Origin of the sequence: Blautia sp. BCRC 81119 (assembly GCF_003184505.1) — a bacterium.
Classification (GTDB): Bacteria; Bacillota; Clostridia; order Lachnospirales; family Lachnospiraceae; genus Blautia_A; species Blautia_A fusiformis.
Genome location: NZ_QJHD01000020.1, coordinates 26,032 through 39,333 on the forward strand (window position 1 = coordinate 26,032; position 13,302 = coordinate 39,333).

Sequence of the window (13,302 nt, forward strand, 5' to 3'; positions counted from 1 at the left end):
TAATTGCTGCACATTAGCTTGGGATTACGGATCACTGTACTGTAATGATTACGAGGAGGAATAAAATTGAAAGAATGGACAGAAGAACTTTTACTGGCGGATGGATATAAACTTCAAAACGCTGAAATTACAAATGTATCATTAAATTTCAGAGATCACGGAGTGCTTTCACTTGACCTTACGCTGAACGGTGGCGGATGGGGAGTCGTTTACGGCGGCTATGTTCTTGGACATGGATATTTGGGAGCCAAAGAATTTAAAGGTTCTGCTTCTGGAATGGAAGCAATCATGCGAATTATGGATGTAGTTGGCGTTGAAGATCTTGTGGATTTAAAAGGAAAGCATGTTCGGGTCGCAACAAAGGGGTGGGGAAGTTCAGTAAAAATCATCGGGCATTTTATCAAAGACCAGTGGTTTGATTACTTGAGTTTTTACGAGGATAAAAAGGAGTGACAGGATGCAGATTTTAATTAATGCTCTGGACAAAATCAAAAAGGAAATATCTCCAGCATCCAGTCTGTACGACAGAGGATGGAATGATGCACTGGAAAAGGCAAAGGAATGTTTCACATCCTATAATCCGGTGATTGAATGGATTCCGACAGAATTAATGTTACCACCGGAGCCAGACGAAGATGTTGATATCGAGGAACTTCCGCAGTACACGGTAACAATCAAGGGTGCTGAATGGCCAACATCTCTGAGATATATTGGAAACGGCGAATGGGCAGATGTTGGAGTCGGAAGAGAGATAAAATATACGGTTTCGGCGTGGATGCCGATGCCGGAAGCTTATAAGGAGAACTAACATGAACAAAGTAATTTTGATCGGTCGATTAGTGAAAGACCCGGACATACGTACCGGAACCAATAACATAATCATTGCCAGATACACTCTTGCAGTAGAAAGACAGTATCGTAAAGATAATGAGCGGAAAGCAGATTTCATAAATTGCGTTGCACTTGGTAAAAATGGAGAGTTTGCTGAAAAATACCTGCATAAGGGAATGAAAATTGCAGTCATCGGCAGCTGGCAGACCGGAAACTATACGGACACTGATGGAAAGAAGATTTACATGAATGACTGTCTGGTAGAAACACATGAGTTTGTGGAAAGCAAGGGTAGAAGCAACCAGCCTGAAAGCACCGGCGCAGTTCCACCGTCAGCACCTGCAAGTGACACATTTGTTGAACCGGCTTACGATCCGGATTTACCGTTTAGCTAAGGAGTGATTATATGAAACCGATTTTAGAAAAAAGATTCAATTACAAAGGGCATCCATGCGTAGTCTTATTCATGCCCGGAGCGTACCGGTGTGGATATGTTGGAATCCCAAAAGCACATAAGTTAGCCAAGCATGGGGCTGATTTAGATTCAATTAGCTGCCATGGCGGAATTACTTATTCTGAATCTAAACTGCATTGCTGTGATGACGAGGACACATGGTGGATTGGATTTGATTGTGCACATTTCGTCGACGGATACGACATTGAAACTGCAAAGAAGTATTTCGGAGATGATCCAGACTTCAAAATGAGCTTTTCGATAATGAAAGATCTGTGGGAAAGTACAAATGAAGAGCACAAATTCCAGTCATTAAAAGATGTACAGGACGGATGCAAGGAAATCGTAGACCAGATTGAAAGGATGTAATTTCAGTTGGATTACAAGAAATTCAGACAGGCGAAAGCCATTGAAGCTAGCAACAAGAAGAAACTTCTGAAAGTAAATCCGAAACTGGATGAAGAAACCGGAATATATATACTCTGGCGTACCGAAACCCATGGATATATCGGGCAGTCAGTAAAACTTCTTACCAGACTGGCACAACACATGTCAGGATACGAGCAACATATTGATCGTTCCATGAAAGCACATGGGCTGTATTCGGAAGAGAATAAGAACGGCTACAAGATTGACTTCTTTCACTGTCCGGTATCGCAGCTTGATGAAAAAGAACGAGAATACATCCAGAAAGCCATTGATGCCGGATGGATTGTGAAAAACAAGACTGGTGGTGGACAGGATGAAGGTAAAGAAAAGATTGCTGATTACCGACCGGCAAAAGGATATCGTGATGGTATCCAACAAGGCAAGAAAACACTGGCCCGTGATTTATCGCACATCATTGATACTCATTTGCAAATCACTCTGAAGCCAGAAAAGCAGAACAACAAAACTTCAATCAAAGCTTTCGAAAAATTCAAAGAAATGCTTGATGAAAGGAACTATGAGAAATGACTATACGTGAAATAAAGAGCAGAAAGCACATGGAATACAAACAGAATCGTAAAGATATTTATTATTTCATCGTAAAATACGAAAAACGCAAAGGCAAAATGCCACAGATCAAAACGATAGCTGAGGAATTGGACTTAAGCCCCAGTGCAGTTCAGAGACATTTACGCCAGTTTGCGGATGATGGACTGATTGAATTTTCGGGGAGCAATTCTCACAGAAAATACCGGCTGATAAGAAAGAACGAAAGATGAAGCTTTACGATCTGTACACCTTAGATGGGACGTTCGTAGATACGCTTACCCGGAAAGAAGCCGTTGAGATGTTCAATCTTTCCGGGTGGGGCTTCAAATCAAAAATAGACTGCAGAGAGCCTATCAATGGTGAATATTACTTGGATGATTCGGAAGACGATATCACTGTTAGAAAACACAAGGACAAAGACATGCTTGCACAGTTTGACTTACTCACATCGAAGTTGAGAAAAATATTAAAAGTGGAGGGAAAATAATGGCAGAGAATTGTAACGAATGTAGTATCGCATGGATACGTGGAAGTGATTATGCTGAGGTATCGGCGTACAACGGAAGTACTTTAAAGAATCGAACACTTAAACTGAAAGAAGAAAACCCGGAAGATGTGAAGGTCATCGCAATTAACAAAGATGGCTCGATTTTCGCTCATGTTCCGAGGAAATACGTCCCAAATTTACGAGCCCCGAGAAAACTGACAGAAGAACAGAGGGCAGAACTAATTAAGCGAGGAAAGAACATGTCGAAATGGAAAGTAACTGATGTAGAAGAAACACCAGATTTCGATTTTGACGATGAGGATGTAGAAATCCTCGATAGTGAAGATAAAATCGGTTTTTAGGAGAAGAAATGAGAGTAGATGTTCAGATGAGGAATAATGCCATAACGATTCAAGAATTGAGGGTGTATCTGGCAGAAAGGTACGGGATCCGCAAAGGAAACCGTATCAAGTACACAGAACGCGGAGATGAAAAAGTGGAACACATTTACGAGGTCGATGCGATTTATCCGCATTGTGTGTTGCTGCGAGATATTTTCGATAACACAAGGATTTGTCCATGTTACGGAAAATTAAGAATGATGTTGAATGAAATCGAGTAGGAATACCAATGCAGAGCTAAATAATAACAAATAATACAGAAAGGAGCCAGCCTCCGGCCGGGGCAAGGGTATACCGGGCTTCTTAGAAAAAAATGAATTTAAAATGTGAAATATATCGTGATTCTATGCAGAATTATAAAAAATATGCAATTCCAAGAGCACAACTTGTAATTGCGGATGTACCTTACAATGTTGGAAACAATTTTTATGGCAGTAATCCAATGTGGTACACGGGCGGAGATAATAAGAACGGCGAAAGTAAATTAGCTGGAAAAGCAGCTTTCAACTCTGATTTCAACTTTAATTTGTATGAATATTTTCATTTTTGTTCAAAGATGTTGAGGAAAGAGCCTAAAAAGGAAGGGGTAAGAGGAAGAAGTTCAGACGCACCATGTATGATCGTATTTTGTTCGTTTGAACAAATTCAAATTCTGATCAATGCGGCTGCGAAACATGGATTCATCCACTACATACCGCTTGTGTTCATTAAAAATTACAGCCCGCAGGTACTAAAAGCTAACATGCGTGTGGTAGGGGCTACCGAATACGCACTTGTGTTTTATCGAAATAAGCTTCCAAAGTTCAGAAATGGAGCGTAGACGGATGAAAACGGAAAGACTATTCGCGGTACTGGAAAGATGGTTTTTAACTGGTTTCAGTGGGAAAAAGACGGAAAGGATATTCCTAAAATTCATCCCGCACAAAAACCAGTAGTAGTTCTGAAAAGATTAATTGAAATATTTACCGATCCCGGCGATGTAGTGATTGACCCATGCTGTGGAAGTGGAAGCACATTGAGAGCAGCCATGGAACTTGGCAGAAACGCATATGGATTTGAGATTGATAGAAATTTCTATCAGAGAGCTAAAGATGAAATGATTGTTTTAGAAAGAAACCCGCAAATGAATATCAAAGATTTTATTTAGAAATCATGGAGGACTGCACAATAACGTGTCAGTTGCTTACATGGGGAAAGTGAGGATGAAAATGGATAAATTAAAACCGTGTCCGTTTTGCGCAGGAAAAGCAGAAATGCTGATTAATGAATATAACGATTCAAGAAAAGAATATCTTGTAGCTTGTACAGAATGCGATGGAATGGTGGAACGTTGGAGAAAAACAGAGGAAGAAGCTGTAGCACAGTGGAACAGGAGGGTAAATAATGAGTGAAATCAAATTCAGTGACGGAATGCCAGCAAGAGAAAGACGTTCTAGCACAAGCATTTATCCAGAGGAATTGTTGGATAAAAAATGCGGTGGCTGTATGAGATGCCAGCCAAGAGGAAGAAAGGGTGAAACAGGCTATCATTGTACAACACAGCCGTACATCAAAGAAATTTCACCAGAAGACAAAGCCTGTATCATTTACTGGGATAAAGAAGAGGAAGAGAAGTACAAGGCGTTAATAGCGCAGGACGAAGAAAACCGCAGAAAAGAACTCTGGAACATCTATTCGAAGCGAGAGCCGATCAAACTCCCTATCGTAAATGATGGTTACGGAATGATTCCGGAATGTCCTATTTGCGGAGAGATGCCATATAGCACTAAGCAGTGCCACTGGTGCGGTCAGAGATTCATTCAAGACGAAAAAGTGAAAGAATATGCAAAACCACTGACAAAAGAGGTAACTTGTTTTTCGTGCGGTAGAAAGGTAATAGCAAATGTAAGTAAGTATAACGGACATATTAGTTACCATTGCCAGTGCGGAACAAGTTTCATTGAATAAGGAGGACACAAAATGTTAATCAGAAGTCAGGACAAGGAAATTTTAGCTAATATGGAAGGCCCGATTGCTATAGAGGTTTTAAGCGACGGTAAGGGACATGCAACCATGTATTGGAAAGATAGCTATGCAGCTATGCGCTTGGGGCTTATTCATCGAAGGAAAAAGCAATCAAAGTACTGGATATGATTCAGGGAGCCTATGTAAATGGACATATTGATTATCAGATACCAGCAGATAGTGAGGTGGAAGAATGAGTCATATCAAAGATAGATTAAAGCAGTACAAGGATAAATATTCGGACTGCTACAAATACGCTGGGCTGTATGTCAAAGTTATTCAAGATATGATTGAGCAGCTTCTGAATGATCTTGAACAGGACGAGAAAGAAAATGGTTGGATTTCGGCCGGCGAGAGATTGCCGGAAGCAAGCGGCACGTATCAAGTGACTTGCATGGACGGAAGAATATATCGTTCAACCTATGCGAAATTTCAAAGCAAGTTGAAACGCTGGGAGCTAACTGGTGCTAGGTCATATTGGAAAGTCACAGCATGGCAACCACTTCCAGCACCGTATAAGGAGGGCTGAACATGGTAAAAATAACACAATGCCAAGGTAAGGGGCAAGGAACCTGTAAGAGATGCAATGACAAGGGAATCTGGAACAGAGAATGGATGTGTTTCCTATACAGAATAGAAGGACTTGAAGGTTGTTACTGTAGAGAATGTGTAAAGGAAATAATGCGTGAGGAGGAAAAATCATGATCACATTCATATTAGGATTCACCCTTGGAATCATAGTCGGAGTAACTGGTCTTGTGTGCGTGGCAATCATGTACGACAAACACCACCCGGACGATTAGAAAGGAGCAACAGTATGCTGACAAGGAATAAAAAGCTGAAAGACTACGGTATTCCGGCAGAAGACATTGAAAAACTGAATACGATGCTGAAAGACTTCCCGGCAGAGTACGGATACCTGCTTTCCGGTGCCGCCTTGTCAGCTTGCCCGGAAAACACGGTGATAGCGGATATGGTTATTGAAAATATCCTACACCGGAAAAGCTACAGGAAAATCAGCAAAGAAAGATATATCCCAATGAATCCGAAAGACTTCTACGGATACAGACGCAAGACCGTCGCTGTACTGTATGAGAGAATGCGGTTATTGGGAGTGTGGGAGGAATAAAATATGAGTAGACTAATTGATGCGGACGACTTAATTGAATATATTAAAATATGGGATATTGGAAATAGCATTAGTTCTGACCAGAAAGAGTTTATTGATTGTGTCAACAGGCAGTTTACAGCTTTTAATGTGGACAAGGTTGTGGAGCAATTAAAAGATTTAAAGGTGAGATACTTCCTAACAATTGCAAATACAGGCGATGCAGACAAAGATTGTGCTTACAAAAATATTGCAAATACAATTGATAAAGCAATTGAAATTGTGAAAGGTAGTGGAGTAGATGATTGATCTGGCAAATAAATGCGTATTAGTCAGAACACATGAAGAGTATGAAAATATTCTGAAAGCAGCAAAGAAACAAGGATATAGATGGTACGGTGGAAAAGAAGTGTATCCATATCCTTTTGAAGAGCAGCAGATCCCGGATATATTAAAGTTCTATAGCAATAAAGAACTAACAAGAAATTCCAGTCTTGCACCGGGATATGAATTGCTAGAAGCATCAGACGTAACTGAAAATGAGAAGGAACTCAAAGATGCTATAAGCCTTGTCAGAACATTCACTAAATACCCAGACAGAACAGCATTGACGGACTCATTTATTAAGTCTTTGAAGCTACTTGCAGATACTGTAGAAAGCCAGATGAAAGAGGTGAAGTAGATGGAAATAAGACCGATTACATTTAGAGAAGCAAGCGATTTTATAAATCGTAATCACAGACACCATAAAGCTACGGTAGGATGTAAATTTTGCATCGGTTTATATAATGGCGAAAAGCTAATAGGCTCTGCCGTGTGTGGAAGACCTGTTAGTAGATATCTGGATAATGGTTTGACATGTGAAATCAATCGAGTATGTACAGATAGAACGAAAAATGCTTGCAGTATGTTATATGGTGCTTGTTGTAGAGTGGGAAAAGCAATGGGATATAAAAAAATAATAACATACACTTTGGAATCTGAACCTGGGACAAGCCTTAAAGCGAGTAATTTTAAAAATGATGGAGTAGCAGGCGGAGAAATTTGGACAGGAAGCAGAAAACGGGATAACGGAGTGCCTAAAGAAAGAAAAATAAGATGGAGTAGAGAACTGTAAGCGAGGTGAAGTAGATGGAGAGATTAACAGAAAGATACATTCCAAATGATGAAAAGAAAGGGATTGCAGGGATAAAGGTATTTGAATCTGAGAATAAAACACCTCTTGTTAAAGTATTAAGCGGAGAATATTTATATCCTGCAATTGAAAAGCTTGCTACTTATGAAGATTTAGAAGAACAGGGCTTGTTCGTGAGGTTGCCAGTTGCGACAGGAACTAATGTGTATGTAGTAGGATCATTTCTTGATTGTATTTATGATTATGAACATTGTGAAGCTACTCAAAAATGGAAATGTGAAGAATATGTTCAATGCGAATATGAAAAGAAGAAATATTATGTAAAAGAAATTAAGTTTACTTCAATTATGAAGAATTCTATAGGAAAATCTATTTTTCTCACCCGTGAAGAAGCCGAGAATAAGTTGGAGGAGATGAAGAAGAATGAACAATAGTTATTGGAATTATGAAGACGATGAAAATATAATCTGCCCTTATTGCGGCAAAGAATACGAACCTTCATACGAAGATACGTACATTGGAGGGGAATCGGTTGATTGTTACACAGAAGAAAATGAAACCTACACTTGTGATAAATGCGGCAAGAAATTCACCATGTACGGCTATCAGGCAGGATGGAAATATTACACAGAAACCATTGACGGAGAAGCAACAGATGAAGAAGTAGAAGATTTGCAGAAACTGGAGGAGACGGAAAATGAATAAATGTCGTGCTAGTCAAGACGGTATATGCAGAAACGTTATCCTATTCGGGACTAAATGTGATGGGCACAAAGAAAGATGCACGCTGAGACCGGCTTATAGTACTCTTGAACGAACAGTGAAAAATTATCAGCATAGTTTAAGAAAAATGTTTGGAGTGGAGGATTAACATGAAGTCAGAAGAAACAATCGAAATCTTGCAGAAACGCATTGACTTAATCAAACAAGACTGGCCATATATGCCTGACCTTGTGGAATATCAGAAAGCATTGGAACTGGCGGTTAAGGCATTGAAGAAACAGATCCCGAAGAAAGTTTTATACGAAGATGTTGGGTTTGACTGTCATCGTGATGTAAACTTGTACGCCTGCATATGCCCGCCGTGCGGATTGCATATCATTGATTTTTCGGACGATGATGTAGATTCTAAATGTAACAGTGATAACCCAGAAGATATGTTTCATTCCAGTATGGTATATCATGCGTATATTGGTATGAATAATTATTGTAACAGGTGCGGGCAGAAATTAGGTTGGAGAGAAGAGGAATAGATAAATGGCACAGAAACGAATGTTTACGATGAAAATTGTTGACAGTGACGCATTCTTAAGTATGTCAGCCAGTGCGCAATGTGCATATTTTCATTTGTGTATGCGATCAGACAATGACGGATATTTAAGAAATTGGAAACGGATTTTTCAAATTATAAGTATAACTGAAAAGGATATATTTGAGTTGATTGAAAATGGGTATTTGAAAAAAAACGACAAATGGTATATATAAATTGCCTCTGTTTAAAGAAACCACAGGATATGGAGAACGAGAAAGAGAAAGACATACGAAAGAATATAGAGAATGGCGAAAAAAAGTCTTAGAACGTGATAAATATATTTGCCAGATGTGTGGAAGACCAAAATCAAACATAGCTCACCATAAAATAAGATTCAGAGACTGCTATGATAATGAAAATATTGCTCATGATGTAAACAACGGAATTTGCTTATGCAAGAGATGCCATAAGATGGTGCATGGAGGTGGAAATTATATTAATGGCTAAAGTAAGCTGGATCAAAATTGAAACAGAGATGTTTAATAATGTTAAAATTGGTCATATCAGAAAACTTCCAGAAGGAAACAACATAGTTCTTATTTGGGTTATGCTTCTGACAATGGCCGGAAGATGCAATGCTAATGGGCTTATCTTTCTGACAGAAAACATTCCATATAATGAAAAACTGCTGGCAGATGAACTTGGCTTTGACGAAAGTGTAATACAACTTGCATTGACTGCTTTGGAAAATTTTGGAATGATTACCAGAGATGGAAATATGCTTGCAATTCCAGGATGGGAAGAACATCAGAATATCGAAGGTATGGACAAGATCAGAGAACAGAATAGAATTAGGAAACAGAAACAGAGAGAACGGCAGAAACTTGCAATTGAACAAGATATGTCACGTGACAGTTCACGTGACGTCACGCAACAGAATAAGATAAAGAATAAGAAAGAAGAATTAGATAGAGATAAAGAAAAAGATAATAATTTAATAGTATCTAAAGATACTATTCGTCAGACGGATGTCCGACGTGTTATCGAGGAATGGAACAAATTACAGGATGTTGGCATTGCTCCTATCAGGGATATCAAACCAGCATCAAAAAGATGCCAGATGCTCAAAGGACGAATAAGAGAGTATGGCATGGACGATCTCTTAAAGGCTATGGACAACATTCGCCACAGCGATTTTCTGAGAGGCGAAAACAAAAATGGATGGATGATTACTTTTGACTGGTTTGTAAAACCAAATAATTTCTTAAAGGTTTTGGAGGGCAACTACAATGGGGACAGGAAACATGGATCTGGTGCAAAAACTCAGAGAAAAGTCGAACCACTTATCCCATTCGGAACACTCAGTGATGATGGAGGATCAGACACATTGCCGTTTATGTGATGATTCCGGATGGGTATGGAGCCGTGATCAATACGGAGTTCCGTACTGTCAGGAGTGTTCCTGTGGTATTCGCCAAAAAATGATTCATAGAAATCAGCTTAAGTTTGCAGAGATTCCAGATATCTACAAGGGCGCAATGTTTAATAATTTCAGGTCGGCAGTATATCAGCTGCCGGAGAGCAAGGAAACAATAAAGCAAGCTGCAAAAGCTATTCGATACTGGATAGAAAATATCGGCGATATGCAAAAGCAGGGAATTGGGCTGTATTTTTACTCTAGCACGAAAGGTTCTGGAAAAACCCGAATGGTATGCAGCCTGGCGAATGAACTGATTGAAAAACATCAGAAACAGGTAAAGTTTTCAACGTCTATGAGGATTCTTGACGAGATTAAGTCCACATGGGGAAAAAGGTACAGCCCGGGCAAAACGGAAGAACAGTTGATTGATGAACTGTCCAGAGCAGATATTCTCATCATTGATGATTTCGGCACAGAAATTGAAAAAGACTGGGTAAATGAAAAATACTATGAAATTATCGACGGACGCTATACAAGCCGAAAAATCACGATTTTCACAAGTAATTACTGTATTTCTCGACTAAATTATGATGAGCGTATTGCCAATCGGATTCTGGAGCGGTCACTTGAGATACCATTTCCGGAAGAATCTGTTCGGGAGCACATAGCGGAAACAATGAAACAACAAATGATAGCAGGTATCATGGGAGAGGGAAAATGAATAGTACAGCATTAAAAAGAAAATTCACAGGGAAACCGACGGTTGTTCCCTGTTCGGCTGTGAAGATTGAAAGAATGCAGCGGATGTTTGACGAGTCCAGAGAAAAAGTTTTGGCAGCCAGAAATGAAGAGATTGAAAAAGCGTACCAGAAAGGCAAGGAAGACGGGATCAATAGAACCGTGAGCGTTTTGAACAAAGTTGTAGAAAACGCAAGGGAAGAAGAAAGAGAGAAAAGCTACAACGCCGGTTTCGAACAAGGATTTACGGACGGACAGGACTGGGCGAATGTTGAGAACAGCGTGACATTACTTTTGGCACTGCATAGAGCATACGACTTTGAACCGGATCAGCTGATGAACGTAGTGGAAAAGAGTAACAAATATGTGCATCAGGCAAATGAAGGAAAACCGACTATCGGCACTCTTGCACGGCAGTTGTACAATGAATGCCAGATAAAGTTGTGCGAACACGAAGTGGAAATTTTGAGAAAGCACAGTTTGTTTGAAGAGGGTGACCCATATGATTAAGATAAGCGCAATGTACAAAGATTCCGGCGGAACAAATCCGTATCACAGATGCGATGAATGTTTACGGTACCGTCCTGGAAAACATCCGAGGTGTCTGAACTACAATGGAGATGTGGATTGGAAACCAAATTACATTGCTTGCAAATTTTTCACAGATGAAAAGGAAGATGAAATCAAAGGGCAAATGGATATATTTGATTTGTTGTAAATTAAAGTAATTGATTGACTAAAAAACGCTAGAATCCATTTTATATAAGTTCACATAGAAATATATGCCTAAAATGTTTTAAAAGGATTTTGAACCTTTTCGTCAAAGAAAGGAGTGCGACATGAACAAAGCGTTATTACTGGCGTTGAACGAACACATATACCTTCAGGGACTGATCAGCAGAGAAATGAAAGAAAAAATTGATATTGAGATTCTTTCCGAAAATTAAACCAAACTATTGAGCGGAGATGAGATTGAAGGTATAATAATCTTATCTCTGCTCTTCCGACTAGAAGGGAGAACGGGGCATGAACGTTTATCGTACTAGAGAAATACTGAAAACTTGCAGCATTTTTGATTTGAAATTAAAAGTGGCTTTTTATGCAAGGGTAAGCACAGAATCAGAAGACCAGCAAGTTTCTATACACCACCAGGATGAATATTACAGAAACTTCATTGCTCAAAATAAAAACTGGGTATTTGTTGGTGCGTACATTGACAATGGAATATCGGGAATACGAACAGAGAAAAGGGACGAATTTCAACGCATGATGGCAGATGCCAAAGCCGGGAAAATTGATATGATTGCAACGAAAGAAATTACCAGATTTGCAAGGAATACGTTAGACAGTATAAGATACACAAGGGAATTACTAATGTATGGCGTATGCGTATGGTTTCAAAATGACAACATTAATACGATTGACGAAGATAGTGAATTAAGACTTACCATAATGTCCGGAATTGCCCAAGATGAATCAAGAAAACTCTCCAATCGAATAAAATTCGGACATGCACAGTCAATAAAAAATGGTGTAGTCCTCGGATCACGAATATACGGTTACATCAAGAAAGACGGAAAGCTTACAGTTGATCCCAAAACAGCTCCGATGATAAAAGAAATATTTGAAAAGTATTCTACCGGAGAATGGTCTACGTCCACTATTGAGAAATACCTGTACAAAAAAGGATATCGAAATTACAAAGGCGGAAAACTCAGCCGAGATAATATCAAAAAGATAATCAAGAATCCGAAATATAAAGGCTATTATTGCGGCGGTAAAGTAAAAGTTGTCGATATGTTCACTAAAAAGCAAGAGTTTTTGCCAGAGGACGAATGGACAATGTATAAAGATGACGGGAACCATGTTCCACAGATTGTAGATGAATCTGTATGGAATAAGGCAAATGTCATTATGCAAACACGGAGCGATGCAATCAAATCCCACAGAACGTCTTTCAAACAGAACAATTTGTTTACCGGATATATCTTTTGCGGTAATGATGGAGCACCGTACTGGATGAAGCAGCACACTATAAGAGGGCGTGAAGATGCAAGATGGGTATGCAGCTATCGCATAAAAAACGGAGCGCAAAGCTGTAACTCTTTCGGTATACGTGAGAAAGAATTAAGGGCAATGCTTGCGGACCTTATCAACAAATCTGGTGATATCCAAGCAGCTATTGAAAAATATATAAGTTTGGTCGAAAAGAACATAGACTTCAGCAACGATAGGGCTGAGATAAACCGGCTTAAAAATATGATTCTTCAGCTAGAGAAAAAGAAAGACAAACTTCTCGACCTTAATCTGGATGGAATTATAACGAACTCTGAATATCTTGAAAAAAATGAAAAATTCAAGAATGAAATCCAAGACATAAGCAATAAACTTTCCGAACTGGAATCGAAAGAAGAAGTCAATAAAGATTCCCATTTGAAATTAAAAGAAATCGGAAAGATATTAAATGATTTGCAAGGAGTTGGCCCAGAAGATA

General features: G+C 39.2%; 29 protein-coding genes and 1 pseudogene. All 30 read left to right on the forward strand.

The window, feature by feature from the left end:
- Positions 1-66: 66 nt before the first annotated feature.
- Positions 67-453: a hypothetical protein gene (locus DMI82_RS12410; RefSeq protein WP_110103493.1), complete on the forward strand. Its 387-nt coding sequence runs from the start codon at positions 67-69 to the stop codon at positions 451-453.
- Positions 454-457: 4 nt separating this feature from the next.
- The gene (locus DMI82_RS12415) at positions 458-808 is read left to right on the forward strand and encodes a hypothetical protein (RefSeq protein WP_110103494.1); all 351 of its coding nucleotides are present in this window, start codon (positions 458-460) and stop codon (positions 806-808) included.
- Position 809: 1 nt separating this feature from the next.
- Positions 810-1,226 carry a single-stranded DNA-binding protein gene (locus DMI82_RS12420; RefSeq protein ID WP_110103495.1) on the forward strand — a complete coding sequence of 139 codons (417 nt, stop codon included), beginning with the start codon at positions 810-812 and terminating at the stop codon, positions 1,224-1,226.
- A gap of 11 nt (positions 1,227-1,237) precedes the next feature.
- Positions 1,238-1,654: a hypothetical protein gene (locus tag DMI82_RS12425; protein WP_110103496.1), complete on the forward strand. Its 417-nt coding sequence runs from the start codon at positions 1,238-1,240 to the stop codon at positions 1,652-1,654.
- A gap of 6 nt (positions 1,655-1,660) precedes the next feature.
- Positions 1,661-2,242 (forward strand): GIY-YIG nuclease family protein, encoded by a 582-nt coding sequence (locus tag DMI82_RS12430; protein WP_110103497.1) that lies wholly within the window; start codon positions 1,661-1,663, stop codon positions 2,240-2,242.
- Between the two features lie 29 nt (positions 2,243-2,271).
- Positions 2,272-2,493, forward strand: a complete 222-nt coding sequence (locus tag DMI82_RS12435; RefSeq protein ID WP_158526470.1) for a winged helix-turn-helix transcriptional regulator — start codon at positions 2,272-2,274, stop codon at positions 2,491-2,493.
- On the forward strand, positions 2,490-2,750 hold the full coding sequence (locus DMI82_RS12440) for a hypothetical protein (RefSeq protein WP_110103499.1): 261 nt from the start codon (positions 2,490-2,492) through the stop codon (positions 2,748-2,750). The genes DMI82_RS12435 and DMI82_RS12440 overlap by 4 nt, the downstream gene beginning before the upstream one ends.
- Positions 2,750-3,112 carry a hypothetical protein gene (locus DMI82_RS12445; RefSeq protein WP_110103500.1) on the forward strand — a complete coding sequence of 121 codons (363 nt, stop codon included), beginning with the start codon at positions 2,750-2,752 and terminating at the stop codon, positions 3,110-3,112. Before DMI82_RS12440 ends, DMI82_RS12445 begins: the two co-directional genes overlap by 1 nt.
- 8 nt (positions 3,113-3,120) lie before the next feature.
- Positions 3,121-3,372 carry a hypothetical protein gene (locus tag DMI82_RS12450; RefSeq protein ID WP_110103501.1) on the forward strand — a complete coding sequence of 84 codons (252 nt, stop codon included), beginning with the start codon at positions 3,121-3,123 and terminating at the stop codon, positions 3,370-3,372.
- A gap of 92 nt (positions 3,373-3,464) precedes the next feature.
- A complete protein-coding gene (locus DMI82_RS20325; RefSeq protein ID WP_242981836.1) occupies positions 3,465-3,971 on the forward strand; it encodes a hypothetical protein in 507 nt (168 codons plus the stop codon).
- A 39-nt stretch (positions 3,972-4,010) separates the two neighbouring features.
- Positions 4,011-4,298 carry a site-specific DNA-methyltransferase gene (locus tag DMI82_RS20330; RefSeq protein WP_242981837.1) on the forward strand — a complete coding sequence of 96 codons (288 nt, stop codon included), beginning with the start codon at positions 4,011-4,013 and terminating at the stop codon, positions 4,296-4,298.
- A gap of 61 nt (positions 4,299-4,359) precedes the next feature.
- Complete coding sequence (locus tag DMI82_RS12460; RefSeq protein ID WP_158526471.1) at positions 4,360-4,542, forward strand: Lar family restriction alleviation protein; 183 nt, start codon at positions 4,360-4,362, stop codon at positions 4,540-4,542.
- The gene (locus DMI82_RS12465; RefSeq protein WP_110103503.1) at positions 4,535-5,098 is read left to right on the forward strand and encodes a hypothetical protein; all 564 of its coding nucleotides are present in this window, start codon (positions 4,535-4,537) and stop codon (positions 5,096-5,098) included. The genes DMI82_RS12460 and DMI82_RS12465 overlap by 8 nt, the downstream gene beginning before the upstream one ends.
- Before the next feature lie 12 nt (positions 5,099-5,110).
- A complete protein-coding gene (locus tag DMI82_RS19830) occupies positions 5,111-5,284 on the forward strand; it encodes a hypothetical protein (RefSeq protein ID WP_158526472.1) in 174 nt (57 codons plus the stop codon).
- Positions 5,285-5,348: 64 nt separating this feature from the next.
- Positions 5,349-5,684 carry a DUF551 domain-containing protein gene (locus DMI82_RS12470; RefSeq protein ID WP_110103504.1) on the forward strand — a complete coding sequence of 112 codons (336 nt, stop codon included), beginning with the start codon at positions 5,349-5,351 and terminating at the stop codon, positions 5,682-5,684.
- 2 nt (positions 5,685-5,686) lie between these two features.
- Positions 5,687-5,860 carry a hypothetical protein gene (locus tag DMI82_RS20100; RefSeq protein WP_199579971.1) on the forward strand — a complete coding sequence of 58 codons (174 nt, stop codon included), beginning with the start codon at positions 5,687-5,689 and terminating at the stop codon, positions 5,858-5,860.
- Between the two features lie 112 nt (positions 5,861-5,972).
- Positions 5,973-6,284, forward strand: coding sequence for a hypothetical protein (locus DMI82_RS12475; RefSeq protein WP_110103505.1), 312 nt, complete (start codon positions 5,973-5,975; stop codon positions 6,282-6,284).
- A gap of 3 nt (positions 6,285-6,287) precedes the next feature.
- Positions 6,288-6,572 (forward strand): hypothetical protein, encoded by a 285-nt coding sequence (locus tag DMI82_RS12480; protein WP_110103506.1) that lies wholly within the window; start codon positions 6,288-6,290, stop codon positions 6,570-6,572.
- On the forward strand, positions 6,565-6,945 hold the full coding sequence (locus DMI82_RS12485; protein ID WP_110103507.1) for a hypothetical protein: 381 nt from the start codon (positions 6,565-6,567) through the stop codon (positions 6,943-6,945). The genes DMI82_RS12480 and DMI82_RS12485 overlap by 8 nt, the downstream gene beginning before the upstream one ends.
- A complete protein-coding gene (locus DMI82_RS12490; protein ID WP_110103508.1) occupies positions 6,946-7,380 on the forward strand; it encodes an XF1762 family protein in 435 nt (144 codons plus the stop codon).
- Positions 7,381-7,394: 14 nt separating this feature from the next.
- Positions 7,395-7,832 carry a hypothetical protein gene (locus DMI82_RS12495; protein WP_110103509.1) on the forward strand — a complete coding sequence of 146 codons (438 nt, stop codon included), beginning with the start codon at positions 7,395-7,397 and terminating at the stop codon, positions 7,830-7,832.
- On the forward strand, positions 7,822-8,103 hold the full coding sequence (locus tag DMI82_RS12500) for a hypothetical protein (protein WP_110103510.1): 282 nt from the start codon (positions 7,822-7,824) through the stop codon (positions 8,101-8,103). Before DMI82_RS12495 ends, DMI82_RS12500 begins: the two co-directional genes overlap by 11 nt.
- Positions 8,104-8,270: 167 nt before the next feature.
- The gene (locus DMI82_RS12505; protein ID WP_110103511.1) at positions 8,271-8,651 is read left to right on the forward strand and encodes a hypothetical protein; all 381 of its coding nucleotides are present in this window, start codon (positions 8,271-8,273) and stop codon (positions 8,649-8,651) included.
- Positions 8,652-8,655: 4 nt separating this feature from the next.
- Positions 8,656-8,883 carry a hypothetical protein gene (locus DMI82_RS12510; protein ID WP_110103512.1) on the forward strand — a complete coding sequence of 76 codons (228 nt, stop codon included), beginning with the start codon at positions 8,656-8,658 and terminating at the stop codon, positions 8,881-8,883.
- A gap of 115 nt (positions 8,884-8,998) precedes the next feature.
- Positions 8,999-9,157: an HNH endonuclease gene (locus DMI82_RS20805; protein ID WP_442857650.1), complete on the forward strand. Its 159-nt coding sequence runs from the start codon at positions 8,999-9,001 to the stop codon at positions 9,155-9,157.
- On the forward strand, positions 9,150-10,052 hold the full coding sequence (locus DMI82_RS12520; protein WP_158526473.1) for a phage replisome organizer N-terminal domain-containing protein: 903 nt from the start codon (positions 9,150-9,152) through the stop codon (positions 10,050-10,052). The genes DMI82_RS20805 and DMI82_RS12520 overlap by 8 nt, the downstream gene beginning before the upstream one ends.
- Entirely contained in the window at positions 10,018-10,791 is a 774-nt protein-coding gene (locus DMI82_RS12525; protein WP_158526474.1) for an ATP-binding protein, read from the forward strand. Before DMI82_RS12520 ends, DMI82_RS12525 begins: the two co-directional genes overlap by 35 nt.
- Positions 10,788-11,318, forward strand: a complete 531-nt coding sequence (locus DMI82_RS12530; RefSeq protein WP_110103516.1) for a hypothetical protein — start codon at positions 10,788-10,790, stop codon at positions 11,316-11,318. Before DMI82_RS12525 ends, DMI82_RS12530 begins: the two co-directional genes overlap by 4 nt.
- Positions 11,311-11,526 (forward strand): hypothetical protein, encoded by a 216-nt coding sequence (locus DMI82_RS12535; protein ID WP_110103517.1) that lies wholly within the window; start codon positions 11,311-11,313, stop codon positions 11,524-11,526. The genes DMI82_RS12530 and DMI82_RS12535 overlap by 8 nt, the downstream gene beginning before the upstream one ends.
- Before the next feature lie 308 nt (positions 11,527-11,834).
- Positions 11,835-12,950, forward strand: a pseudogene (locus tag DMI82_RS20335) (recombinase family protein); the annotation flags it as partial.
- Positions 12,951-13,302 lie beyond the last annotated feature (352 nt).